The organism is Streptomyces sp. NPDC059371 (assembly GCF_042751995.1).
Taxonomy (GTDB): domain Bacteria; phylum Actinomycetota; class Actinomycetes; order Streptomycetales; family Streptomycetaceae; genus Streptomyces.
Map to the genome: position 1 here is coordinate 58,029 of NZ_JBHYXD010000007.1, position 23,877 is coordinate 81,905.

22 protein-coding genes and 3 pseudogenes are annotated in these 23,877 nt (G+C 70.9%); 9 read left to right on the top strand and 16 right to left on the bottom strand.

Going from position 1 to position 23,877, the window contains the following annotated elements:
- Window positions 1–306: 306 nt before the first annotated feature.
- Window positions 307–1,248: a helix-turn-helix domain-containing protein gene (locus tag ACFXGX_RS06475; RefSeq protein ID WP_384785462.1), complete on the top strand. Its 942-nt coding sequence runs from the start codon at window positions 307–309 to the stop codon at window positions 1,246–1,248.
- 80 nt (window positions 1,249–1,328) lie between these two features.
- Here the strand turns inward: ACFXGX_RS06475 and ACFXGX_RS06480 are convergent.
- A pseudogene (locus ACFXGX_RS06480) lies at window positions 1,329–2,224 on the bottom strand (arginase family protein).
- Window positions 2,225–2,483: 259 nt separating this feature from the next.
- Here ACFXGX_RS06480 and ACFXGX_RS06485 point away from each other — a divergent pair.
- Together ACFXGX_RS06485 and ACFXGX_RS06490 are read left to right on the top strand one after the other, a co-directional pair.
- Window positions 2,484–2,840, top strand: coding sequence for a PRC-barrel domain-containing protein (locus ACFXGX_RS06485; protein ID WP_384785723.1), 357 nt, complete (start codon window positions 2,484–2,486; stop codon window positions 2,838–2,840).
- Between the two features lie 27 nt (window positions 2,841–2,867).
- The gene (locus ACFXGX_RS06490; RefSeq protein WP_384785465.1) at window positions 2,868–3,041 is read left to right on the top strand and encodes a hypothetical protein; all 174 of its coding nucleotides are present in this window, start codon (window positions 2,868–2,870) and stop codon (window positions 3,039–3,041) included.
- A gap of 76 nt (window positions 3,042–3,117) precedes the next feature.
- Here the strand turns inward: ACFXGX_RS06490 and ACFXGX_RS06495 are convergent, their stop codons facing one another.
- From ACFXGX_RS06495 to ACFXGX_RS06505, 3 genes are read right to left on the bottom strand one after another with little or no spacing between them, the layout of a single operon-like run.
- On the bottom strand, window positions 3,118–4,620 hold the full coding sequence (locus tag ACFXGX_RS06495; RefSeq protein ID WP_384785468.1) for a pyridoxal phosphate-dependent decarboxylase family protein: 1,503 nt from the start codon (window positions 4,618–4,620) through the stop codon (window positions 3,118–3,120).
- Window positions 4,620–5,984 carry an MFS transporter gene (locus ACFXGX_RS06500; RefSeq protein WP_384785471.1) on the bottom strand — a complete coding sequence of 455 codons (1,365 nt, stop codon included), beginning with the start codon at window positions 5,982–5,984 and terminating at the stop codon, window positions 4,620–4,622. Before ACFXGX_RS06500 ends, ACFXGX_RS06495 begins: the two co-directional genes overlap by 1 nt.
- Complete coding sequence (locus ACFXGX_RS06505; RefSeq protein WP_384785474.1) at window positions 5,981–6,682, bottom strand: TetR/AcrR family transcriptional regulator; 702 nt, start codon at window positions 6,680–6,682, stop codon at window positions 5,981–5,983. Before ACFXGX_RS06505 ends, ACFXGX_RS06500 begins: the two co-directional genes overlap by 4 nt.
- 223 nt (window positions 6,683–6,905) lie before the next feature.
- On the opposite strand from ACFXGX_RS06505, the gene ACFXGX_RS06510 reads away from it, so the two are divergent.
- Window positions 6,906–7,646 carry a DUF4142 domain-containing protein gene (locus ACFXGX_RS06510; RefSeq protein ID WP_384785477.1) on the top strand — a complete coding sequence of 247 codons (741 nt, stop codon included), beginning with the start codon at window positions 6,906–6,908 and terminating at the stop codon, window positions 7,644–7,646.
- Between the two features lie 386 nt (window positions 7,647–8,032).
- On the opposite strand, the gene ACFXGX_RS06515 is transcribed toward ACFXGX_RS06510, so the two are convergent.
- From ACFXGX_RS06515 to ACFXGX_RS06530, 4 genes are all read right to left on the bottom strand, one after another.
- The gene (locus ACFXGX_RS06515; protein ID WP_384785480.1) at window positions 8,033–8,596 is read right to left on the bottom strand and encodes a dihydrofolate reductase family protein; all 564 of its coding nucleotides are present in this window, start codon (window positions 8,594–8,596) and stop codon (window positions 8,033–8,035) included.
- 119 nt (window positions 8,597–8,715) lie between these two features.
- Window positions 8,716–9,105 carry a hypothetical protein gene (locus ACFXGX_RS06520; RefSeq protein ID WP_384785483.1) on the bottom strand — a complete coding sequence of 130 codons (390 nt, stop codon included), beginning with the start codon at window positions 9,103–9,105 and terminating at the stop codon, window positions 8,716–8,718.
- Between the two features lie 303 nt (window positions 9,106–9,408).
- Window positions 9,409–9,882, bottom strand: a complete 474-nt coding sequence (locus ACFXGX_RS06525) for a hypothetical protein (RefSeq protein WP_384785487.1) — start codon at window positions 9,880–9,882, stop codon at window positions 9,409–9,411.
- A gap of 996 nt (window positions 9,883–10,878) precedes the next feature.
- The gene (locus ACFXGX_RS06530; protein WP_384785490.1) at window positions 10,879–11,391 is read right to left on the bottom strand and encodes a PadR family transcriptional regulator; all 513 of its coding nucleotides are present in this window, start codon (window positions 11,389–11,391) and stop codon (window positions 10,879–10,881) included.
- A 56-nt stretch (window positions 11,392–11,447) separates the two neighbouring features.
- Here ACFXGX_RS06530 and ACFXGX_RS06535 point away from each other — a divergent pair, with 56 nt between their 5' ends.
- The 3 genes from ACFXGX_RS06535 to ACFXGX_RS06545 all read left to right on the top strand — a co-directional run bounded on the left by ACFXGX_RS06535 (window position 11,448) and on the right by ACFXGX_RS06545 (window position 14,047).
- The gene (locus ACFXGX_RS06535) at window positions 11,448–12,038 is read left to right on the top strand and encodes a hypothetical protein (RefSeq protein ID WP_384785493.1); all 591 of its coding nucleotides are present in this window, start codon (window positions 11,448–11,450) and stop codon (window positions 12,036–12,038) included.
- Window positions 12,035–13,345 carry a carotenoid oxygenase family protein gene (locus ACFXGX_RS06540; protein ID WP_384785496.1) on the top strand — a complete coding sequence of 437 codons (1,311 nt, stop codon included), beginning with the start codon at window positions 12,035–12,037 and terminating at the stop codon, window positions 13,343–13,345. The genes ACFXGX_RS06535 and ACFXGX_RS06540 overlap by 4 nt, the downstream gene beginning before the upstream one ends.
- A gap of 435 nt (window positions 13,346–13,780) precedes the next feature.
- Window positions 13,781–14,047, top strand: coding sequence for a DUF6959 family protein (locus tag ACFXGX_RS06545; protein WP_384785500.1), 267 nt, complete (start codon window positions 13,781–13,783; stop codon window positions 14,045–14,047).
- Between the two features lie 267 nt (window positions 14,048–14,314).
- Here the strand turns inward: ACFXGX_RS06545 and ACFXGX_RS06550 are convergent.
- Window positions 14,315–14,787, bottom strand: a pseudogene (locus tag ACFXGX_RS06550) (hypothetical protein); the annotation flags it as partial.
- 211 nt (window positions 14,788–14,998) lie between these two features.
- Between ACFXGX_RS06550 and ACFXGX_RS06555 the strand changes: the two are divergent.
- Window positions 14,999–15,169, top strand: a pseudogene (locus tag ACFXGX_RS06555) (transposase); the annotation flags it as partial.
- Between the two features lie 66 nt (window positions 15,170–15,235).
- Here ACFXGX_RS06555 and ACFXGX_RS06560 read toward each other — a convergent pair.
- Both ACFXGX_RS06560 and ACFXGX_RS06565 read right to left on the bottom strand, forming a co-directional pair.
- Entirely contained in the window at window positions 15,236–16,690 is a 1,455-nt protein-coding gene (locus tag ACFXGX_RS06560) for an RNB domain-containing ribonuclease (protein WP_384785503.1), read from the bottom strand.
- A 467-nt stretch (window positions 16,691–17,157) separates the two neighbouring features.
- Window positions 17,158–17,901, bottom strand: a complete 744-nt coding sequence (locus ACFXGX_RS06565; RefSeq protein ID WP_384785508.1) for an SDR family oxidoreductase — start codon at window positions 17,899–17,901, stop codon at window positions 17,158–17,160.
- Between the two features lie 104 nt (window positions 17,902–18,005).
- On the opposite strand from ACFXGX_RS06565, the gene ACFXGX_RS06570 reads away from it, so the two are divergent.
- Window positions 18,006–18,854 (top strand): LysR family transcriptional regulator, encoded by an 849-nt coding sequence (locus ACFXGX_RS06570; RefSeq protein ID WP_384785511.1) that lies wholly within the window; start codon window positions 18,006–18,008, stop codon window positions 18,852–18,854.
- A 273-nt stretch (window positions 18,855–19,127) separates the two neighbouring features.
- On the opposite strand, the gene ACFXGX_RS06575 is transcribed toward ACFXGX_RS06570, so the two are convergent.
- From ACFXGX_RS06575 to ACFXGX_RS06595, 5 genes are read right to left on the bottom strand one after another with little or no spacing between them, the layout of a single operon-like run.
- Window positions 19,128–19,781 carry a nitroreductase family protein gene (locus ACFXGX_RS06575; RefSeq protein ID WP_384785514.1) on the bottom strand — a complete coding sequence of 218 codons (654 nt, stop codon included), beginning with the start codon at window positions 19,779–19,781 and terminating at the stop codon, window positions 19,128–19,130.
- Entirely contained in the window at window positions 19,778–20,677 is a 900-nt protein-coding gene (locus tag ACFXGX_RS06580; RefSeq protein ID WP_384785517.1) for a hypothetical protein, read from the bottom strand. Before ACFXGX_RS06580 ends, ACFXGX_RS06575 begins: the two co-directional genes overlap by 4 nt.
- A gap of 46 nt (window positions 20,678–20,723) precedes the next feature.
- On the bottom strand, window positions 20,724–21,704 hold the full coding sequence (locus ACFXGX_RS06585) for a ScbA/BarX family gamma-butyrolactone biosynthesis protein (protein WP_384785520.1): 981 nt from the start codon (window positions 21,702–21,704) through the stop codon (window positions 20,724–20,726).
- Window positions 21,705–21,714: 10 nt separating this feature from the next.
- Window positions 21,715–22,659: a nucleoside-diphosphate kinase gene (locus ACFXGX_RS06590; RefSeq protein ID WP_384785524.1), complete on the bottom strand. Its 945-nt coding sequence runs from the start codon at window positions 22,657–22,659 to the stop codon at window positions 21,715–21,717.
- Complete coding sequence (locus ACFXGX_RS06595) at window positions 22,656–23,858, bottom strand: SDR family oxidoreductase (RefSeq protein ID WP_384785527.1); 1,203 nt, start codon at window positions 23,856–23,858, stop codon at window positions 22,656–22,658. Before ACFXGX_RS06595 ends, ACFXGX_RS06590 begins: the two co-directional genes overlap by 4 nt.
- Window positions 23,859–23,877 lie beyond the last annotated feature (19 nt).

The window sequence follows — 23,877 nt, forward strand, 5'->3', positions numbered from 1 at the left end:
GGGCCGTCGCGGCGGCGGCTGAAGGGACAGGGGCCGCTGAAGGGACAGGGGTGCGCATGATGAACTCCTGGGCAGGCAAAAAGAATCGACGGTGGTCGGGGAGGGAGCCGGCGGGCGGCTCCGGACTGCCGGGGCCGCGGTCCTGTGCCTCGCACGCCCTGGGCCTCGGCGGTCGGGCCGCCCGCTTCGGAATCAACTCTCCGCCTCCGCGCGGCGGTCCGGCAGACCGGCCTGTTCCCGGGGTGCGGCGTTCCAGGGTCTGACAGGGCCCCCCACGCTCCCGGTCGGCCTGCCAGAATGGGCCGAATGGCAGCAACTGACGCGCGGGGCACCGAACTCGGCAGATATCTGAAGGCCCGCAGGGCGCAGGTCCGGCCGGAGGACGTCGGCCTGCCGGCCGGCGCGGGGCTGCGCCGCACTCCCGGACTGCGCCGGGAGGAGCTGGCGGCGCTGGCCGGAGTGAGCGTCGACTACTACATCCGCCTGGAGCGTGGCCGGGAGACCAATCCCTCCCCCGCCGTCGTGGACGGCCTCGGCCGTGCCCTGCGGCTGCGCGGCGACGGTTACGAACGTCTCTACGAGCTGGTGGAGTTGGCGTCCGGGCGGGTCGGTGAGCTGCCCGCCTCCGCCGACCACACGGTTCGTGACTCGGTGTCGCGGATGCTGGAGTCGGTGCGTCCGCTCCCCGCCTACGTGGTGAGCCGCTTCAACCGTGTCCTGGCCGCGAATCCGCCCGGCCGGCGGCTGCTGCCCGGACTCTGGGACTGGCCCCAGGAGCAGCGCAATCTGACCCGGTACCTCTTCCTCCACCCGGTCGGCCGGACGCTCTACGAGCCGTGGGAGGAGACGGTCGCGCTCTCGGTGGCCCATCTGCGGGCGGTCGCCGGAGCGGACCCGGACGACCCCGAGCTGACCACCCTCGTCGGTGAACTGGTCTTGAAGTCACCGGAGTTCGCGCGGCTCTGGGAGCGGTACGACGTCTGCGAACGCGGGGGCGGGCAGAAGTCCTTCCGGCATCCGCGGGTCGGAGCGATGACCCTGACCTACGAGGTCATGCGGCTGGCCCGCACGGGGGGCCAGCGGATGGTGGTCTACCAGGCGGCACCCGGCACCCTGGACGAGACCGCCATGCTCCGTCTCGACTCCGCGGACACGCGACCGCGGCCGGCGCGCTCGGACCATCCGGAGCCGGCCGGTGAACCGTGCCCCGCCGGCACGCTGTCCCCGGCCCACGCCTCGGCCGGCTGAGCCTGCCTCCGCGCGGCCTCGGCTCCGAGGGCACGTGGGCCGTGCGGGCCCGTTCCGGTCAAGTGCCGGTCAGGTGCCGATCAAGTGCCGGTGAAGGCGGTCTGGAGGAGGTCGGCGAGGAGGGCCGCGCAGGTGCCGTCCTGGTCGAGATCGGGTCGTAGATGGTGAGGTTGAAGCCGACCCACCGCTTCGATCGCACCAACGGCCGCAGCAGCGCGGCGAGTTCGCCGGGCAGGAGTCCGCCGGGGTCGGAGCTGTCGACGGCGGGCATCACGGACGGGTCCAGTACGTCCGCGTCCAGATGAACCCAGAACCCCTGGGTCACGGGAACTTCGAGCGTCCGCAGCACCGCGCCCGCCAGTTCCTCGGTGCCCCACTCCCTGATCTCGCCGACCGTCGCGTTCATGATCTTCAGTTCGGTGAGTTCGGCCCGCTCGTCGTCGTGGTCCCGGATACCGAGGACCCGTACGTCCTCGTCCTTGACGTACGGTCGCAGCCCTTCGAGATCCGTCAGGTCCCGTTGGCCGCTGCCGGTCGCGAGGGCCAGTTCCTCGCCGCCGGCGGCGCCGACACGGTCGGAGTTGCCGGGGTGCCGGAAGTCCGCGGATCCGTCGATGACGACGAGCCCGTACCGCCCGATCCGGCGGAGGGCGAGCGAGGCGCCGAGCTGGATGGAACAGTCCCCGCCCAGGACGACCGGGAAGTCACCCGCCCGGACATGGTGCTCGACGCGGTCCGCGAGCTTGCGGCTGTACGTGGCGATCGCCTCGGCGTTGAACACGCCGTCGCCCTCCCTCCAGCCGCCGCGGTCGTAGCGGGGCGGCACGACGACTCCGCCCTCGTACGCCCCGAGCCGCTGCACCAGCCGTTGTTCGCGCAGCGCGCCCGCGAGCTTGTAACACCCGGGCACAGTGCCCTCGTCGGGCGGCCGGAGGCCGAGATTGGACGGGGCGTCGATGACCACGAGACGGCGCATCCGGCCATTCCGACCGCACCGGGCGGGCATCGACCAGTGGATCCCGAGGGCAGCCCCGGCCCCCGCGCTCGGCATGAGCGCTGTCACCGGGCCCGACCGGCCGACAGGAGAACCCTCCGACGAGGTCGATTCCTGAGGGAACCGGCGGTCGCCGGGAGAACACCCAGGACTGCCGGGCCACCGGGCATCGGAGCTGCCGGGCATCAGACCCGCGATCGGGGGTACCCCCGCAAAGAACCCCCCGCACCGGAGGAGCATGATGTTCGAGGCAGGCGACATCCGAGAATGGCGTGGTCACGACGTGGTGGATCCCGACGGCCACAAGATCGGCACCCTGGAGTCCGTCTACGTCGACACGGCCACCGACGATCCCTCCTTCGCCACCGTGACCATAGGCCTGCCCACGCGCCGGCGCCTCGTGTTCGTACCCCTGAACCGCGCGACCGTCGGCCCTGGCTACCTCAGGGTCGCCCATGACCGCAATCTGGTGAAGAGTGCCCCCTCCATCGACACGGACGGCGTGCTGCCCGCGACGGACGAGCCGGAGGTCTTCGCACACTACGAGCTCAAGTACGCGCCGGGCCTCCAGGGCGAGCGCCGCCTCGCCCGTCGCTGACCCGCGCCGAGAACCCCAGGAGGACCGATGAGCCTGTTCCTGTTCCTGATCCTCGTGGCCGTCGTGCTGGGCATCATCGGAGTCACCGCCCACGGCCTGTTCTACCTGCTGGTCATCGGCGTCGTCGTCCTCCTCGCCGATCTCGTCTACGCGGGCGCGCGCCTGCGCCGCGGCGGCCGGAAGCAGCGCGTCGCGCGGTGAGCGCGACACCCGCCCCGGCCGACGCGGCCCGGTCGCCGTGGCACGACCGACACCCCCCTCGCCCCGGCCCGGCGGGTCACTCCCCGAGGTACGGGCTGTAGAGAGCGGACAGGAAACGGGTGACGATCACCTCTCGGGTCGCCGCCGGGAGGGCGTCCAGGAGACGGTTGACCGGGGCCATCCGGGCCGCGTTGTCGCCACTCAGGTCGACACCCGCCGCCGGGAGCAGCGCCGCGAAGGACGCGTTGTCGAGTTCGGTCAGGTCCACCTGCCCGAGCAGGTCGACGATGTCCGCGGGCGGAGTCGGCGGTCCGAGCGGACGGACGACGTCGACGCACTCGCGCAGGACGGCGAGCAGTTCCTCGACCCCTCGCTCACTGACTCCGGTGAGCGTCAGATGCAGGTTGGCCGGCAGGCCGTCCAGGCTGAGTTGCGGCTGGAGGAAGAAGCCCCGGGCGCGGGTCTCGTCGGCGAGGGCGAAGAGGTCGAGCGGGATCTCGGCCGCCGGGTCGGTGCCGATCGCGACCAAGGTGGCCTCGGGGGTGCCGAGGACGGTGAGGCCGTCGATCTCCTCGACTCCGCTGATCAGTGTGCGGGTCGCGGACAGGGCGGCGCGGCCCAGTTCGCGGTAGCCGTCGGCGCCGAGGGCCTGCAGGGTGGCCCAGGCCCCGGCGAGCGGACCGGCTCCCTTGCTGCTCTGGATCGTGGAGTTGACGACGCTGTAGCCGGGCCAGGTGGCGCAGGCGTAGTAGGCGTCGAGGCGCAGGGCCTCGTCACGGAACAGCAGGACCGAGGCGCCCTTGGGGGCGTAGCCGAACTTGTGCAGGTCGCAGGAGAGGGAGGTGACGCCGGGGACGGAGAGGTCGAAGGGCGGAACGGGCGCGCCGGCCTCGGCGAGCCAGGGCAGCAGCCAGCCCCCGACGCACGCGTCGACGTGGCAGGGGATACCGCGGGCGGCGGCGTCGGCGGCTATCTCGGCGGCGGGGTCGATGACGCCATGGGCGTACGACGGGGCGGAGGCGACGACGAGGACCGTGTTCTCGTTGCAGAGTTCGGCCATCGCGGCCGGGTCGGCGCGGTAGGTCACGGGGTCGACGGGCGCGCTGCGCACGGTGACCCGAAGGTAGCTGCCGGCCTTGTGGAAGGCGGCGTGGGCGGTGACGGGGACGACGATCTCCGGGGCGAGGACGTCCGGGCGGGCGTCCCGGGCGGCCTTCACCGCGAGGATGATCGACTCGGTGCCGCCGCTGGTGAAGATGCCCGGGGTGGTGTCGTCGCCGCCGAGGCGGGCGGCGGTGGCGCCGACGACCTGGCGTTCGAGCGTGACGATGCTGGGGAACGCGGTCGGGTCCAGGCCGTTGACCTCCATCATCGTCAGGTAGGCCTGTTCGGCGGCCTCGCGAACCTCGGGGCGGCCGCTGTCGTAGACGTAAGCCGTGGTGTTGCCGCCCCGGGTGGGCAGGTCGGCGGCGGTGAGGACGGCGAGTTCGGCGAGAAGGTCGGCTCCGGAGCGGCCCGTCTCGGGCAGGCCCGGGTGGGCGGCCGGGGAGTCGGCGGCGGTCTGCTGGGGAGTCGTCATCAGGGGGTTTCCGTTTCTCGTACGACGCGGCGGCGGCCGTAGGCGCGCAGGGCGGGCAGGGAGAGCAGCATGAGCAGGGCGGGAACGAGGCTGAAGCCGAGGAGGATGCCGGTGCGCGCGGTGGCGGTCTGGGCGACCGGGTGGTCCAGGGTCGAGGAGACGAAGCCGGTGGCGGCCAGGGCGATCGAGTAGGCGCCGGGTCCGGCCGCGAGGCCGACGGTCTCCCCGGCTGTCCACAGTCCGGTGAACGCGCCCGACTGGACCTGTCCGGTCCGCGCCGTGTCGGCGTGCACCGTGTCGGGCAGCAGGGCGAGCGGCAGGACCTGCAGGGCCGCGTAGCAGACGCCGAGCAGCCCGCAGACCGCGAGGGTCGCGGCGACCGCGACGGTGCCGCTGCCGCTTCCGGCGGCCGGGAGCAGGGCCGCGGCGCCGAGGGCGTAGCCGCAGGTGGCGACGGTGAGGCAGCGCAGCCGTCCCCACCGCCCGGCGGCCCTGGCCCAGAGCGGGACGGCGACGGCGCTGGGCGCGACCAGACAGACGAAGAGCATCGAGGTCAGTCCGTAGCCGCCGAGCCGGTAGGTGGCGACGTACGGCGCGGCGGCGAGCATGATCGCGACGGCGGCGGCCTGGAGCACGAAGGAGAGTAGCAGCGCGAAGAAGGCGCGGTTGCCGCGTGCGGTACGGAAGGCGGCCACGAGACCGAGGGGTTCGGGTCCGGGCCGTGAGCGCACCCAGCGGGTGCCGAGCGCGGGCACCAGCAGGACCGCCGCGATGACGAGGCCCACGGTCAGGCCCATCGTCGCGTACCCCTTGCGGCCTCCGCCCGCGGCGTCGACCACGAGGGGTGCCGCGCCGCCGGCGACGAGGATGCCCAGGGTCAGGAAGACGATCCGCCAGACCATGATCCGGGTGCGGACGGACGGCACGGAGGACATCTCGGCGGGCAGGGCGACGTACGGCACCTGGAAGAGCGAGAAGGCGCTGGCGGCCAGGACGAAGGTGACCGTCACCCACACCGCCGCACCGGTGCCGGTCATCGGGGTCAGGAACATCGCCGCGAACGCGGCGGGCAGCGCGAGCCCGCCGGCGACGAGCAGCCGGGTCCGCCGGCCGGTGCGGACGGCCTCACGGTCGCTCGCGGCCCCGACCACCGGGTTGAACACGGCGTCCCATGCCTTGGGCAGGGCGACGACGAGTCCGGCGACGCCTGCGGGAACGCCGAGCGCGTCGGTCATGAAGTAGAGGAGCAGCAGGCCGGGAACGGTGGAGAAGATGCCGGTGCCGACCGAGCCGAGTCCGTAGACGAACAGGCGGCGCCGGGTGAGTTCGCCGACGGCGGTCGGGGGGACCAGGGCGGTCGTCATCCGCGCTCCTGGTCGCGCGGCCGCGGGGCGGCGAGTCCCAGTTCGCGCAGGACGAGGGCGCGCAGGTGGGCGCGGAAGCGCGGGACCTGGGCGCGGATGCCCGAGCGGCAGAAGCCGTGGGTGTTCCACAGCACCGTATAGACGGTCATCTCGACATCGACGAGCCCGGTGGCCTCGACGTCTGCGGGCCCGGTGGCCTCGACGTCTGCGGGCCCGGTGGACCGTACGGAGGGGACGACCTCGCGCACCGTGTCGCGGACCGACTCGATGAGCGGCCGTGCGTACGCGGCCTCCAGATCGGCGAACTCGGCGGCGTCCGAGAGCCAGCGGCGCATCCACAGGGCCGGGATGTGCGGCTGGTCGAGACAGAAGTCGAGGTACCGGTCGACCAGGCCGGTGACGGCCGCGACCGGATCGGTGGGCGCGAGTTTCCGGAACGCGGCCAGCGCGTCCGTCAGCACCCGCTGTTCGGCGAGGTGGGCGCGGAGCATGACCTCCCGGTAGAGGTCCGGCTTCCCGCCGACGTGGTACGCGACGGTGGCCATGTTCAGCCCGGCCTCGGCGGCGATCCGCCGGGTGCTCGTGCCGTCGTAGCCGTGGTCGGCGAAGAGGGCGGTGGCGGCGGCGATGATGCGTTCGCGGCTGGCGTCGGCGGGCGATGGGACGGGGGGCGGTGAGGCCGGTGGAGAGTCGGACATGGCGGGGAGAATATGCCGCCAGGACGCCTCGATCAATCGATTGATGGAGACGACTTGGCGCGCGCCGGGGGAGCACGCTCTCCGACCGCGCCGGGCCCTCAACCTGCGCGTCGACTGTGACGCACGACACACAGCAGCGGTCAGTTTTTACCCAGCAGAATGATCAACGGGGCCGTGGCATCCGTACCCCTTGTGAAATCTGATCGATACGTCAGGAGGCATCATGCCCGTCTCACGCAACTTGGCAGGAACGGTCTTCGTGGGCGGCGCGGTGACTCTGACTCTCGCCGCGTTGGCATACCCGACCATGCTCGGCTTCCAGACCACGTCCAGCGCCCAGACCCGCGTCATCGAGGACACCCAGTGGGGCCCGCTCACCGAAGGGGACCGTGACTTCGTCGTCAAGGTGCGCGCGGCCGGGCTGTGGGAGTACCCCTTGGGCGAGATCGCGCTGAAGAAGGGCTCGACTCCGGCGATGCGGGAGGCCGGCAAGCACCTGATCGTGGGTCACGCCCGCCTGGATGAGCTGGACCGCAAGGTCGCCATCCAGCTCAACATCACCCTGCCCAACCAGGCGTCTCCGCAGCAGCAGCAGTTCGTGGCGACCTCCGCGGCACTGAGCGGCAAGGAGTTCGACAGGACCACCGCGAACATCCTGCGCGTCACGCACGGTTCCATCTTCTCGGTGATCGCCAAGGTGCGCGCCAACACCAACAACTCCCTTGTACGAGAGCTCGCGAACCTCGCCAACGACACGGTGCTCGACCACATCACCATGATGGAGAAGACCGGCACCATCGACTTCCCCGCGGTCCTCGCCCAGCAGAGCGCCCCGCCGACGCTCCCCAAGGACCAGCTCACGCCGCCCGCGCCGCAGCCGGGTGCCCCGATCGTCGTCCTGACACCGCGCCCCGACCTCAACGTGAACACCAACAGCCCGACTCCCAGCCCGACGGTCGGCTGACCCAGGCACCGAACCCCGGTGCGGAGCAAGGGCCTTCGGCCACCGCTCCGCGCCGGGCGACGAGGAATCCGTCGACGGCGCGTGGGCCGGCCGGTCACATGTCGTGCACCTCGGCGTCCCGTCCGCGGGGCCGGTGTGCGGGTGATCATCAGGTCATGTCCGAGGGCGAGCGGGCTCGCGCGTGAACACCCCTCCCGCTGAGATTCAGGCCGGCTGCCGCACCGCGCCGTCACGGGCGACCGCGTGCGGCGTGACCCGCAACAGCGTCCGCACCCGCTCCGATACCCGCAGCGGCCGTTCGACCGCGAACTGCTCGCCTACGGTCTCGGGACGTGACCCGATCCGTCGATGGTCGGCGTCGCTGTCCAACCGCTCGACCAGCGCGCTCAGCGCCTCGTCTCGTACCTGGTCAGGACCACGCCGCCGGGAAACGTCCGTGTCTCCATCAGGTTCAGGTTCGCCCAGCCGTCCAGCGCGGTGAAGAACGGTGTGCCGCTACCCACAAGGACCGGATGGGTGACGATCTCGTACTCGTCGATCAGTCCGGCCCGCATAGCCGCCCCGGCGAGCGCTGCGCCACCGACCCTCATCGGCCCACCGTCCCCGGCCTTGAGCCGAGTGATCTCCGCGACCGCGTCGCCGGTGACCAGGCGGGTGTTCCAGTCGACCTTGTCGACCGTCGAGGAGAACACCACCTTCGGTGTGTCCCGCCAGTTCCGCGCGAACTCGATCTGCGCCGGGGTGACGTCCGGTTGCTGGTCGCCGGTCGGCCAGTAGGCGCTCATGGTCTCCCACAGCTTGCGCCCGTACAGGAACAGGCTGATCGCCCGCTCCTGGTCGAGCCACCACTGGAACAGCTCGTCGCTCGGCTCGCTCCAGCTGAGGTCGTCGCCGGGCGCGGCGACATAGCCGTCCAGGGACAGGTTCATGCCGTAGAGCAGTCTCCGCACAGCGCCAGCCTTCCGTCGGTCGGTCTCGGAAGTCTAGACGGGCCTTGACCCCGAATCCTGGAACCGGGCTGTGCGGCCGGTGTGAGCGCAGTTGGTCAGAAACCGCTGGGGTTCACTCGTCAGAAGGCGTCCATGTCCCCTGGGCCCGCGACGCATTTCCCGTTCTCGTCCACTACGTAGATCACGTCACGGGTGCCCACATTGTCTGGGTCCTCCGTCTTGCCGGGCTCGGGATCGATGACCGGACAAACCGACTCCGCTCCCCGGACGACAATCTTGTACGTCACAGGCCACGGACGTTTTTCGGTCCACCCGAAGTACATACCGCCGCCCTCGCCCGGCGTTCGGTCGGGATCCCCCTGGAGCAGAACGCTGCTCTCTCCACACAGCGGACAGCCAACTATGTGGGCATCCCATACCGACTCATTGACCACCCGCACCGGCAGTCCTTCGTCGTCGGAACTGCCGCATCCCGTAACGGAGATGGCGGCGATGGCCAGCGTGGCCATCAGCGAAGTGCGCGGTCGTTTCCTGCTCCGACACGAGGCACTAAGGTGACTGCCTGGCTTCAAAGGGCGCATGCCCGGACTCCCGCGTGATCATGGTTCGGCCTCGGATCATCGCAGGTCATAGGCCTGATGAGCAACGGTCCAAGACCGCTGCCCGGTCTGACCCGGCGTGTGGCCGGTGGGGAGTGAGGCGGGGGCGTAGGTCCACTGGTCGCGGAAAATGACTGAGCCACTCTGCCCAGTCGGCACCTTTCGATGCGAACTCTCGGCGGGAAGGTCATCGATGGTTCTCGGGCTGCTCAATCAGCCGTGGACGGCTCGGGATCCGAGGTCGGTGGCGGCGGTCAACGAGTGGGCCGCGGTCCTGAGATCGTTCTCCCATGCCGGGAGCTCGTCGAAGCTGATCCATTTGCTGTAGTCCGCTGCGGCGGAGAGGAAGTGTGTCTCCTCCGAGGTGCGGGCTGCGACCGTCGTCGACAGCCGGTCGGCCACGTCCTTGGGGCTCAGTTCGCCGTTCACGAGACCGAACGCAAGGTTCACGAGGAGACAGCGGCCGGCTGTCTCCTCATCGGGAAGGGGTATGCCGAGTTCGTGCAGGGCTTGAACGTACAGTTCACGGATCTCGGCGTTGTCGCTCCTGCGTGGCAGGCCGGCCAGTTCGCGCAGGGCGGGGGAATCGCACCCGTCGACGAGTGCATGAGCAGCGAGCATCGGGAGCTCCTCGGATGGGAGTATTTCCGCCGCATACTGCCAAGCGCTGTGCTGCAACCTGTCCATGCGTCCATCATGGGAGCAACGAGACGTCCTGGCTGGCCGATTGCTGTTCTGGCCTCGTCTTCTTGTTGCCCTGGGTCTTGCCGGGGATCTTGGCGACCTGCTGCTTCCCAGCTCAGGGGCGGTGGGCTCGTGCGCCTGGTCGTCGTCGTTGGTTGTCCTTGGCCACTGTTGAGCAACCTCGGACGGCCCAGAGACGGCCCAGCTTTGGCGCGCTCGACTGACGGCCGGTAGCTTCGATGCGCGCCGTCTGAACCTCAGCCGAAGACAGTCAGCCACTATGGCGGGTGCGCCGCCTGACTACGCACGCGTATGCCTCGCTCCGCCCCCACAGGCCTCAGTCACGCCGTCGGTGCCGTCGACCACCGCAAGCCGTGACGGCCGGCCCGTCACAACGGCCTGAGCTCTCGCCTTGGGAAGATTGAGTCTTCTGGAGGCGAAACCACTGATTCCACACCGCTCATACGCGCTTGTTGGCTCTCATGGCTCGCCGTTGAGTCCGCCGATCAGGCGGAAGTGGTGAAAGTCCTCGGCTTGACGGATGTACGGGAGGCCACCTGGGCCGATGGCGTGGAACTCATCGACGAGGTGGCGCACGACGAGGAGGAGCCGTTCTCCACCGTCGTCGTTACTCCACCCATGCAGGGGTTGGACTCGTCCGCGTCGAGGCCGGCCCCGGTTTACCGCCATCAGTTCGGGAAGCTGCGCGCGTCTACTGCTGGTCGGGGCGCTGGGCTGGGCGGACGGGCGAGGTGCGGCCTCGTCGGGTTCAGTCACCTTCACCGTGATTCCCCGCACTTCCCTGCTTGATCCGGCGCGCTTGTGGTGCGACTTCTCCAAGCAGCCCATGAACGCGCACGCGGTTTCCAGGAACTCACTCCCGCCGAAGCAGAATGCGAGCTCAGCCGGTGGTCCATGACCGATGCGCTCGACGCCGTCGCCGCGGGCGGTTCCACGGTGAAGTCCGGCCCCGCAGCGCTCCCGTCGGTCCGCCGGTCGTCAGGTGATCTGGCCGGCCGCCCACTCGGCCCACTCGCGGCGCATGGCGTTGAACCGCAGTCCGTACTCCAGGGCGATCCGGCCGTAGACCGAAAGACTGTCGTCATCCCAGTCGACGGACTCTTCCAGCCGACGCAGACTCTGGTACCCCTGATCGGACAGCTCGATGAGCTCGGCCAGGTAGCCGTGTGCCTGCTCGGGCGTCAGCACCCCGAGAAAGAACACCCGCAGGAGAATGTCGCTGCGGGTGTTCCGCTGCGGCTTGGTCTCGGTCAGCCAGCGCCGCAGTTCGGCCAGTCCCTCGTCGGTGAGGACGTACTCCTTGCGGCCTCGCGGACCCTCGGCCGCCACCTTGATCAGTCCTGTGCCCGCCAGCTTGGTCAGCTCGGTGTAGATCTGACTCTGGGTCGCCGGCCAGACGGTGGCCAGCGATGTCTCGAACAGTTTCAACAGGTCGTAGCCGCTGGCGGGGCGCTCGGAGAGGAGCCCGAGCAGCGCGTGTCGAAGGCTCATGCCTCCAGTCTACATTCCACTCTTGACATGTCACTACTAGACCTTCTACTTTCGACATGTCAGAACAGATAACTGAAGCAAGCGGAGACCTCATGTCCTACCTGCGCACCTTCCTCCCCTGGATCGTCTTCGCCGCGCTGCCCTCGGGTGACTGGCAGTGGGCGGCGCTGGCCGCCTTAGTGGTCGCGGTGGCCGTGATCGTCCAGCAGATACGGTCCGGCGTCGGACCGGACGGGCTGATCATCGAGATCGGTTCCGCGGTCTTCTTCGCCGCGCTGGCCGGCATCGCCTTCGCCGACCCGGACTCGGGCGTGCACGGCTACTCGGCGGCCCTGTCGGCGGGGACGCTGGCGGTCATCGCCGGGGTCTCCCTGGCCATCGGCAAGCCCTTCACCTTGGGCATTGCCAAGCGCACCACCCCGCGCGAGGTCTGGGGGCTCAAGCCGTTCATCCGGACCAACGTCGTCATCACCGGCGTCTGGACCGCGGCCTTCGCCCTGACCGCTGTCGTGCTCGCCTTCGTGGCGCACGCCGGAAACGCCCACTCGACCCTCGCCACGCTCATCCAGGTCACCGGATTCGCCCTCCCGATGATCTTCACCGTCCGCTACGTCGCCCACGTCCAGGCCAAGGCCGGTGCCCGGTGACCTCCGCGCAGCAGGCCCGGCCACACCTGGCGGGCAACTACGCCCCGGTCGGCGAAGAACTCACCGCGTACGACCTGCCGGTGACCGGACAAATCCCGGCCGAGCTGGCCGGCTGGTACCTCCGCAACGGGCCGAACCCGGCCGCCGCCGCCTCCGGACACTGGTTCTTCGGCGACGGCATGATCCACGGCGTCCGGCTGGAGGGCGGCCGGGCCGTCTCGTACCGCAACCGCTGGGTACGCACCCGCAGTTTCACCGACGGGGCCCGGACCTACGACGACCAGGGCCACCGCGACCTCACCGCGGGCCCGGCCAACACCCACGTCATCCGGCACGCGGGCCGGACCCTCGCTCTGGTCGAGACGGCCCTGCCCTACGAGCTCACCCGCGACCTGGACACGGTCGGCGCATACGACTTCGGCGGGAAGCTGGACACCGCGGTGACCGCGCACCCGAAGGTGTGCCCGGCCACCGGGGAGCTGCACTTCTTCGGCTACGGGATGCTGGAAACCCCGTATCTCACCTACCACCGGGCGGACGCCTCGGGCGAGCTGGTGATCAGCAGGCCGGTCGAAGTGCCCGGGCCGACGATGATGCACGACTTCAATGTCACCGCGGAGCACGTCGTCTTCATGGACCTGCCCGTCGTCTTCGACCGGGACCTGGCCATGGTCGGGACCATGCCCTACCACTGGGACGACGGCTACGGCGCCCGGCTGGGGGTGCTGCGCCGCAACGACCCGTACGGCGAGGTGCGCTGGTTCGCCATCGACCCGTGCTACGTCTTCCACGCGCTCAACGCCTACGACGCGCCGGACGGCACCATCGTGCTGCACGTCATGCGCTACCCGGAGTTGTGGCGGCGCACCGGCGACGTCGTCGACCGCAGGCAGGAGGCCGTGCTCTGGAAGTGGACGATCGATCCGGCCACCGGGACGGTCCGCGAGGAGCAGTGCGACGACCGTCCCGGTGAGTTCCCCCGGGTCGACGACCGGCTGACCGGTCTGGACGCCGCGTACGGGCACGTGACCTGCGGCAGCTCACTGGTCCGGTACGAGCTGGGCAGTGGCGCGGCGACGGCGCACGACTTCGGGCCCCGCCGCACGCCCGGCGAGGCCGCCTTCGCCCCGGCCGACGACGCGGCGGACGGCCCCGGCTGGCTCATGACGTACGTCTACGACTCCGGCACCGACCGCAGCGACCTGGTCATCCTGGACGCGGGCGACCTCGCCGCCGCCCCGGTCGCAACCATTCATCTGCCGGCCCGCGTTCCGTACGGCTTCCACGGCAACTGGCTTGCGGACTGAGCAACCAGGTCCGGACGGGCCAGGCTGCTCAGCCGGGCACAGATGTCCCAACAGGCAAGGACCGGCACCGGGCCGGAGGCGGACCTGAGCCGCGGTTCGATCCCCGGGGTGGCTCACGGCCTCGGCGCCGTGATCCGTGACGGTGGGGAGGCCTCTCCGACCAGGACGGCAACGACTGAACCCCGGACGTAGCGGCACGCGAGTGGCACGGCACCGGAAACGCCGAAGGGCCGGCCCGGGAGGAACCCCTCCTGAGCCGGCCCTTCCGGCTGTGCCCCCGGCAGGATTCGAACCTGCGACACCCGCTTCAGGAGTTCGTTCCCGCGTATCTCGGATCGCCCTCGCCGTGCTGTCGGTGGAGTGTGGTGGTTCGCTCAAGGCCACCTGCGTCCAGCACCGTTGATGTCAACTGGTGATGTCAGGTTGGATGGGCCGATGGAGCGCGTCGAGGCTGAGCTGTTCACAGATGGCGGCAGTGACGCCGTGGTTCGCATGCCGGGTAGGCGGTTCCCCGGGGTCGTGGTGCAGGGAGACTCCCTCCACATCCTCCGCGGTGACGTGGCCGAGGTGGCGGAGGCGTGCGAGCGGGGCGACCTGGATGAAGCTCGGGAGTCTGCCGGCCTTCTTCTGGCGAACCTGGATGCTCTGCTGGCACGGTACGAGGCAGTGTTGGGCGAGCACGAGATTCCGCGGCCGTACTGAGCTTCCGGACCATCAGCTGGGGAAGCTGCGAGCATTCGAGGCCCGCCTGTCCGCCGGCCTGGCGAACGTCCTGGGCGTTGTCCTCTCGGCCTCGGCGGCTTTCACCGTGGTTCCCCGTCGTTCCCCCACTCGATCTGGTGCGCTTGTGGTGCGGCCGTGATCACCCGTACTCCGGAGCCTGTGCCGTGCCCCGCCAAAACCTGGAACCTCTGCCCCGGTGTGCGTCGACGATGCCCGTGCCGGACTCAGCACGGAGGGAACCAGGAGGTTGACGTGGTGCAGGAGCCCGGGCCCTTGGTGGTGGGCGGTCATGTACGTCTGCTCCAGCTCGCTCTGCTCGTCGTCCACCCAGGCGAAGGCGGCCGTTGGCGTAGTTCACCAACGGTCCGGTCTTCCAGTGGACTCCATCAGGGCGTTCTTGGAGCAGGGTGTCGCGGAAGTCGACGAAGGGTAGTTCCGGAAGGCCGAGGACCGGTGCGATCCACCGGTTGGCGTCGTCCATCCATGTGGTGGCCCAGCGCAGCTCGAAGCCGAGCCGCAGCAGGATTCGTCCGCGCTCCGGGCTGAGCCAGACACGTAGAAGGCGTCGTCGGGAGTCGGGACGAGAGGCCCCTGTTGTCCACATGGGCGTCGTTCCGGGGAACTCTGAGTGTGGTGTAGCCGTCGGGGCGCCTCTCCGGCTGGGCCGCGTCACGGTTGAGCGGTCCGTCCACGTCGAGGAACAGCAGCGGTTGGTTCACGGTTTCCCCCGGGGCTTGCTCACCGTGGACTGCCCCGATCCGCGTAGCTGTGGGATTGTCTCGGCGTTGGGTCCTCCTGAGTGATGATCACGCTGTCGCCAGTGTGATCACGGCATCGGAGCCGTCCTGGATAACCCCGTTCGCGGGGCTGAGCCCGCGCTGCTTCGGCGAGCTGCTGACCACGCTGCGGCGTGATGGAGCAGATCTGGTCCACCGGAAAGAAGACCACAACAGGACCCACAAACAGGTCCGAGCCCGTGTCGAGCACGTCTTCGCCCGCATGAAGACCTGGAAGATCCTCCGCGACTGCCGCCTCAAGGGCGACGGCGTCCACCACGCCATGCTCGGCATCGCCCGGATGCACAACCTCGCCCTCGCCGGACAGGTCGCAGGTGGCACGACGGCCCGCCGTGCCCGAGGCGGCTCCAAGATCTTTACGGGACACCCCTTAAGGCACGGTGAAGAGGACCTTGTCCTCGTCCGCGGCGGGGTCCGCCTGCTTGAGCCTGGCCCTGATGCCGGATCCGAGCTGGAGATCCAGGCCGTTGGTGGAGACGATCTTGGCCAGCACGGCGGGGTCGGCCAGGAACACTTTGCCCTCGCGCGGCCTGCCCCGCTCCGCGTCGGTGTCGATGACCGCGGCGTCGAACACCTCGCCCACTCGGTCCTTGAGCACCGCGGCCTCGGCCAGGTCCACGGTCTGCCGGTCCGCCAGGCCGCCCTTCCCCCGTGCCGTGTCGCACGGGATGCAGGACAGGGCGTCGAGCACCCAGTTCGGCGGGTCCTTGTCCGCGCACGCCATCACGCACAGCTCACCGGTGTACCGGTCGACCAGGCGCCGCAGCGGAGCCGTGCAATGGGTGTACGGGGCCGCGATCGCCGCGTGCATCGTGTACGCCGGCTTCTGGTTGTCGCGGAAGACGGTGTACTCCGCCTTGAGCATCGTGCTCGTGGCCTCGGTGAGGAAGGCCATGTGCCGCTGGTTCTGGGGATCGAGCTTGCGGACCAGCGTGGCGTACGAGATGCCGGGCCGCCAGACGATGCCCAGGGCCTTCGCGATGTCGTGCAGGCGCTTGATCACGTTCTGATCGGCCTGCTCCTTCTGGGTCCGCAGGATGCCGGTACCCGTGTCGAGCATGATCTGGGCCGCGGACATCCCGGTCATGAGGGAGATCTGCTCGTTCCAGCCCTCGACCGGCAGCGCCGCCACGTAGCGCAGCCGGAACGATCCGTCCTCGAGGGTGACCTCCTGGTCCGGCAGATTCACCGAGATGCCGCCGCGCGCGATTTCGACGACCTCCCGCAGCTCGCCGATCTCGCGCAGCAGGGCGAGGGACTCCTCCGCAGTGCCGTTCTCGATGGCCTGCTGGGCGCCGGCGTAGTCGAGCTGGGCCCGACTTCGGATCATGGCCCGGCTCACGGACGAGTCGGTCAGATTGCCGTGGGCGTCGAGGTCGTGCTGCCACAACAGGGCGGGGCGGTCCTTGTTCGGCAGCAGGCTGGCCGCGCCCTCGGAGAGGACGGGCGGGTGCAGGGGCACCTTGAGGTCGGGGAAGTACAGCGTTTCGATCCTGTCGTGCGCCTCGATGTCCAGAGGGCTGCCCGCCCTGACGAAGGTCGCCACGTCCGCGATGGCGTAGTACACGCGGTAGCCGCCACCGGGCCGCCGTTCCAGGTGCATGGCCTGGTCGAGGTCCTTCGACGTCGGCGGATCGATCGTGAAGAACGGCAGGTGGGTGGCGTCCTTGTCGGGCAGGCGCGCCTCATCCGCGGCCTTGTCGGCCGCTTTGAGTACGCGCTTGGGGAAGCTCAGGGGGACCTTCAGCTCCGCGCGGAGTTCCTCCAGCGCGGTGCGCAGAGCGTCCTGGGCCTCGGCGGACATGTGCATCGGGCGGCGTCGCATGCCCCGAGCGTAGGGCGGCGGTCACGAACCGGCGCGGCGAGCGGGACCGGGCGGCAGAGGGGACCGGGGCGACGGCGGCCGCGCGGGGAGGGGACATCGCCGGAGGGAGTGCGACGGGACAGGTCGATCGACGACGGTGAACAAGCACGCGAAGCTCCTGGCGGCATGGGTCATCTTGATCGAGAACCCGTCTACCAGGAGCTTCGCCGCTTCGCTGAACCGTCCAACCGTGCCGAGGCTCGACAGTTGTCACCGGCGGAGCCGAAAAGGCCGGCAGAAGGGCCGGGCCGAAGCAGCCTGGTTGTCACCTGGAAGGCAGGCTACTTGTCACAGACGCTCGGCGCCTTTCCCTCACCTCGTGGTCCGCGGCGGCTCGGGCTCGACGACCGTACCGACATGGCGTGACGGCACCGGTCACGAGGACGCGCATGCGCCATCTCCCCGGGGTGGCACGAACTGAAAGCGCGTCACCACGGCACCTCTCCCTCGTCGTCGAAGAAGCGGCCCGTCGGCCCGTCGGCCGATACGGTGGCCAGCCGGATCGCGGCGGCCGCGCCCTGCTGGGGGGTGCGCACTCCCCGGAAGCCGTTGAGGTCGGTCGCTGTGAAGCCGGGGCACACAGCGTTGATCAGGATGTGGGTGTCGGCCAGTTCCCTGGCGTACTGCACGGTGACGGCGTTGAGGAACGTCTTCGACGGAGCGTAGGCGACGGCGATGGGGCCCGTCAGGGCGCCAGGCGTGGTCTGGAGTGTGAGGGAGCCGACGCTGCTGGAGACGTTCACGATCCGCGGTGACGGCGAGCGGCGGAGCAGAGGGAGCAGGGCGTTGGTGACGCGGATGACGCCGATCACGTTGGTCTCCACGGCCGCCCGTACCCGGTTCACGTCGACCGTGGTGGGCTCCTGCGGTCCACCGCCGGTGATCCCCGCGTTGTTGACGAGCGCGTCGAGCCGCCCGGCCCGCTCCTCCATCAGCCGAGCCGCCGCTGCCACGCCGGCGTCGTCGGTCACATCCAGCGGCACGCCGAACGCGTCGGCTCCGGCCGCACGCAGCTTGTCCACGGCGGCCTCGCGCCGCTCCTCGTTCCGCGCGCCGATTCCGACGGACCAGCCGAGGGCGCCGAGCCCGGCGGCGATCTCGTACCCGATGCCCTTGTTGGCCCCGGTCACCAGCGCGACCTTGTGGTGGTTCACGGTGTTCGTCTCACTCATGACATCGATACTTCTCCCCCGCCGGGCAGGGCGTCCAAGACCGACTGGGTGGACGGCGATACCGCCCGGGTATCGCTCCTGGCCGTCCCGGTTAGGCTGGCGGGGTGGAGACACGTGAGCTGCGGTACTTCGTCGCGGTCGCCGAAGAGCTGCACTTCGGCCGGGCCGCGCAGCGTCTCGGGATCGCCCAGCCCCCGCTGTCGCGGGCGATCGGCGGGCTCGAACGGCGCCTGGGCACCCTCCTGTTGGAGCGCGGCAGCCGGGGTGTCGCCCTGACCGGGGCAGGGGCGGTGCTGCTGCGGGAGGCGCGTGCGGCGCTGGACGCCGTCGAGGCCGCCGAACGGCGCACCCGCCGGGCCGCCCTCGCGGCGACCGGCCGCCCCGCCGTGGTCCTGGCCGCGAAGGCGGGCGCCTCCGGTGAACTGCTGGCGAAGCTCCTCGACGCCTACGCCGCCGAGCCCGGCGCCGTCGCCGTGGACGTCGTGCTGTGCGGGCCGGGCGAGCAGGCACGGTTGCTGCACGACGGCCGGGCCGACGTAGCCCTGCTGCATCGGCCGTTCGACGACACGGCCGGCTTCGACACCGAGGACCTGCACTCCGAGGGCCAGGTCGCGATCCTCCCGGCGGGCCACCCTCTCAGCGCCCGCCCCCACGTGCGGCTCGCCGAGGTCACCGACCTTCCCGACCTGCCCCTGCCCCGCTGGCCTCGCCCTGACGGCACCTTCCAGGACGGCCCCGGACCGCAGGTGCGCGACCACACGCAACTCACCCAGCTCATCACCCTCGGCCGCGCCTGCGCGGTCGTGCCGGAGTCGGGCCGCACCGGCCTGCGCGAGGACCTCACCGCCGTACCGGTCCCCGACGCCCCCCACGTCACCACGGTCATCGCCTGGCCCCCACACAGCCGCTCAACGGCGGTCGCGGGGCTGGTCCGCGCCGCCACTTCCCTGTGACCGACGGCGGCGAACGCTGGGACACCGTGCCGGATTTCGGGGACAGCGTCCTGTCTGCCATCAGCTCCCGACACATCGTGCGGTACGAGATGACTCGCCTGCACCGGCGTTGCCGGAACCGCGCATGTGGCACAGCCAGGCTCCGAGTGCCGGGACAGCCACCGGATGCCCACCGATTCCTGCCCGGATTCCGCGACGGACCGTGGATGGACCGCACGACGGGGCGACCGCGTTCTCGCGTGACCGGTGGGGACCGCGTTCGGCTTCTCGGGGTCAGTTCAGGTGCGCGGGTTGCCAGCCGTTGTGGTGCAGGACCTGGTCCAGGGGTTGCCGCGGGCCCGGGTGGAAGGTGCTGCGGAGGGGGTGGGCCGTCGGCAGCAGCGCACCCTGGCGGACCGTCGGCGGCAGACCCAGCAGGTCGGCGACCTCCCGTTCACGGTCCAGGTGGACGGTCGTCCAGGCGGTGACCAGGCCGCGGCTGCGGGCGGCCAGGGCGTAGCTCCAGGCGGCCGGCAGCAGCGAACCCCACAGCCCGGCCTGATTGCCCGTGGGCAGCCGTCCGCCGGGCACTTCGAGACACGGGATGACCAGGGCCGGTACCCGGTGCATCCGGTCGGCCAGCGTCCGGGCGCCGGTGAGGACCGAGCGCGAGGCCTCGGGCAACTCCGTCAGCCGGTCGAGCCCGGCCGCGTTGCGTTCGTAGAAAGCGGTCCGGTACACCTCGGCGACCTTCGCCCGCACGCGCGGGTCGGTGAGCAGGATCCAGCGCCAGTTCTGCCGGTTGTTGCCGTTCGGCGCCTGCAGGGCCATGCGCAGACAGTCCTCGACGAGTGCCGGTTCCACCGCCCGGTCCAGGTCGAGGCCATACCGCACGGACCGCGTGGTGGTCAGCAACTCCTCGCAGGTGAGGGAGGGTTCGCCGGTCACGGCAGCAGCACCGCCAGGACGGCCAGCGCGAGATAGGTGACCACGACGAAGGCGATCGCGACGGGCAGCGGCCACGCGCCGCGCCCGGCGGCCAGGAACCGCCGGGCGCCGTGGGCGGGAAGGACGGCCGCCAGGCACGGCAGCAACGCGAGCGGACCGCGCGGGGCGAACAGCAGAACCTCGCAGACGACGGCACCGGCCGCGAAGCCGACCGTCACCGCCGCGGCACGCCCCGGACCGAGCTCGGCCGAGTACAGCCGGGCGCCCGGCGGCGCCTCCCAGGCGGTCTTGCGGGCGAACTCGAAGTGCAGGAAGACACAGGCGCACAGGGCTAGCAGCACGGCGCCGCGCCAGTCGGCGGTGACGGTCCCGGCGGTGGCGAGGGACCCGTAGACGTAGACACTGAGCAGGAGTTGGACCGGGTAGGTGACCGCCAGGCCGAGCAGCAGCCGGTCGCCCATCGCGGGGAACAGTCGTTCCAGCAGGGCGAGGAGCAGCCCGTATCCGAGGGCCGCGAGGATCAGCAGGGCGTCGACCGCCGAGCGGGCCGCGTTCAGACCGGTCACCACCACCGTGATCACCGCCATCGCGCCGCGCAGTTCGCCCGCGGTGATCGCGCCGGTGACGAGCGGCCTGTCCGGGTGGTGGACACGGTCGTGGGCGAGGTCCTTCTGTTCGTCCAGCATCCGCAGGAACAGCAGGGCCAACACGACGCTGACGACCCGGATCGCGGCGGCGCCGGAGGGACGCCAGGCCGTACCCGTCGCGGCCACCGCCGTGCCCTCCAGGGCGAGGACCCACAGCAGTCCGTACGTGACGTAGATCTGGGGCCGGAACATGCGCAGCACGAACCGGCCCAGTCGGGCGGGGACGTGCGGCGCGGCGACGGTGGTCACTCCGGAGACCTTCCGGTCGGGTGCGTGTCGATTCGGTGGGCCGAACTCATGGGGCCCTGTGGGTGGTTGGCGCCACGAAGCCACGCGCGGGTCCGGCGTCCGCGTCGGCGAGCCTGATACGGGCCTCCGCGGCCAGCGTGCCGGGCTGGCGCAGGGTGCACGCGATGTCGGCGCCCGGCAGGGCCGGAGCGGTCCGGCACTCCAGGGGCAGATCCATCTCGGCGAAACGGCGGAACCGCGCGGCCAGGGCGACCGGCAGCGCGCTGGGCGTGCGGACGGTTCCGGCGGACACGCAGGCGCGCAGGGCGAGTTGGCGGAAGGCTTCCAGTTCCAGCATGCCCGGCACGTGGTCCACCCAGTGGTCGTAGAGGGTGGGGTGGTCGGTCTCGGCGAGCAGGTGCGCTGTGTGGGTGCCGTCCTCCTCGGCGCGCGGCGGGGAGATCACCGTGTTGGCCCGGGTGCGCCGGCCGACGAGTGCGGGCTCGGCGTGGGGTCCGCGCAGTGCGACGGGCACGGTCGGCAGACCGAGCGCGCCGCGCTGTCCGGCCCGCAGCCTCGTCCAGTCCTCGGGCGCCATCCAGGAATAGTCGATGCGGGCCAGCAGGGCCTGGCGGCCGCCGATGGAGAGGGCGAAGCGGAGCCGCAGACCCCGCACTCCGGCCTGGGTCCGGAACCGCCTCTCGATCCGGGTGGCGACGACCGCCTCGGTGTGCCGGTCGCCCCGGGTGAGGGTGGTCGGGTCCGGCACCTCGAACTCGATCGCCCGGAGCAGGAATTTGTGCCCCAGCGGGACGCCGAGGTGGCGGTGGGCCACCACGAAGATGCCCTGCCGGCACGCCTCCAGGAGCAGGAAGGGGTCGAGCCGGTCGCCGGGGCCGAGGGTGTCGTCGTAGAAGGCGTGACGGCGGGGGAAGCGTGCGGCCAGCAGCATCTCGTCCTCGCCGCGGCGCTCGGCGTCGGTCAGGAAGACCTCCGCGACCGCCGAGCGGTGCACCAGTTCCTTGGGGAGTGTCCGGGTGAACTGCATGGGCCGCTCCTCACTTCGCGGTGGCGCGGACGGTGTCCAGGTGGTGGCGCCAGGTGTCGGCGTCGGCTCCGTCCAGCACGGGCGCCCTGCCCGGCTGCCGCATGGGAAGCACCTTCGAGCCGACGATGACGGCGTCCCACGGGTCGAGGTCGACGCCCAGGCGCCAGGCGGTCTCCAGCAGGGTGCGCGGGGTGGCGGAGGGGTCGGCGCCCCGGTGCCGGGCCACGGTGCCGCGCAGCCGGGCGACGGCGGGATCGAAGTCGAGGTCCCGGGGTTCCGTGGCGGCGTACAGCAGAGCGGCCGACTCGCGGGCGTGCGCGGTGCGGTCCTCGTCGGCGAGGGCGGAGCGGAACAGGCGGTCGCGCTCGGCCTCGTCGAAGTGGACAGCCAACTCGCGCAGCACGTCGGCCGGTTCGTCGGGGGTGTGCACGAGGTTCAGCAAGTAGCTGTAGCGGCCCAGGAGATGACGGAGCTGTCCGGGCCGGCGGGCGTCCGGGTCCGTGGGTCCCTTGAGCCTGGTGAGTTCGACCGAGGCGGGCACGTCCAGGTCATGGACGGGTCGGACGAGGAGCACGAGGGCGTCGGCGTCCTCCAGGAAGAGTGCGGCCAGCCGCCTGCGGTAGGGGGTGGCGAGGTTCCACTGGAAGTACCAGAGGGACCGGATCATGGTGCGGGTCAGCCGGGTGACGGCCGCGCCGACGATCCTGAAGCCCTGCCCGGCCAGCCAGTCCGCGGCCGCCTCCAGCCGGCGCGCCACGACGGCGTCGGGCTTGAGCAGCAGCAGCGCGTGCCGGTGGGCGAAGCCGGTGATGTCTTCGGTGAGGGCGGCGAGTTGGCCGTGGCTCTCCTGGTAGTAGGTGTCGGCGCCGTACAGCCGCCGCTTGTCGGGGTGGCAGGTCAGCAGCGGTGAGACGGGTATGCCGTACGAGGGTTCGGCGAGGTGGGCGGTGGTCATCGGTTCGCGCTCCCGTCGGGTCGGGCGGCCGGCTCCCTGGGCGGGGGCGGGCCGAGATAGCCGGTGGCGAGGCAGTGGTCGAGGAGGCGGCGCAGGTAGGCGTGCGCGCCCGTCGCGGGCGGGCGGTGGCCGAAGGCTTCGGCGTGGGTGGTGTCGAAGCGGACGCGGCGCCGGAAGTAGGGGGCGTACAGGGAGACGACCCGGTCGTAGTAGGGGCGTTCGCGGCCGGGCAGGGCCGTGGCGGAGAACGCGGACGGGGGGACGAACCGCGGCACGTGGAGGGACGGGTACTCGGCGAGGACGTCGGACATGTCCCGCAGGGTCAGCTCGTGGCCGACGGCGTGCAGGGTGCGACCCTCGGCGTCCGGGAAACGGGTGGCGGCCTCGGTCACCAGGTCGGCGACCCGGTCGACCGGGACCAGGTCGAGGACGGCGTCCAGGTGGCCGGGCACCGTGCGCACCAGGCCCCTGGTCAGCACCCGGAGCACGGGGTAGATGGTCTTGAGGTCGCGGACCCGGCCGGTGCGGGTGGCGCCGGTGACGATGCTCGGGCGGACCACGGTGACGGGCAGACCGTCCGCCGCCGCCTTGCGGACCAGGGTCTCGGCGGCCAGCTTGCTCTTCTCGTAGTCGTTGCCGGGGCGTTGACCGAGGTCGAGCTCGTCCTCGTACGCGGTGCCGTCGCGTTCGCCGCACACGTAGGCGGTGCCGACGTGGACCAAGGGGGTGCGGGCTGCCAGGGCTTGGCCCAGGACGTGGCGGGTGCCCTCGACGTTGACGCGCTCGTACCGGCCCGGTGGCAGTCCGAAGTCGGTGACGGCGGCGCAGTGGACGATCCGGTCGGCGGTGGCGGCGAGCCGCCGGTCGGCGCCGCTCAGCCCGAGACCGGGGTGGGTGATGTCGCCGGTCATCCGGGTGAGGGTGCCCGGCCCCGGGTCGAGCTTTCTGCCGTTGTTGCGGACGAGGTCGCCGTTGCGGTGCAGCACGGCCAGGACGGTGTGGCCGGCGGCGGTGAGCCGGGCGGTCACCTCGGCGCCCACGAACCCGCTGGCGCCGGTCACCAGCACGGTCATCGGCACGGACGCCGCGGACACCGGGGTGCTGGACGCCATCGGGTGGGGCACCGCGGGGCCGGGTGCCTTGGATTCGGCCGCCTTCGAACGAGACGCCTTGGATTCGGAGTTCATCGGATCGGACATCGGTGGATCCTCCGCACGG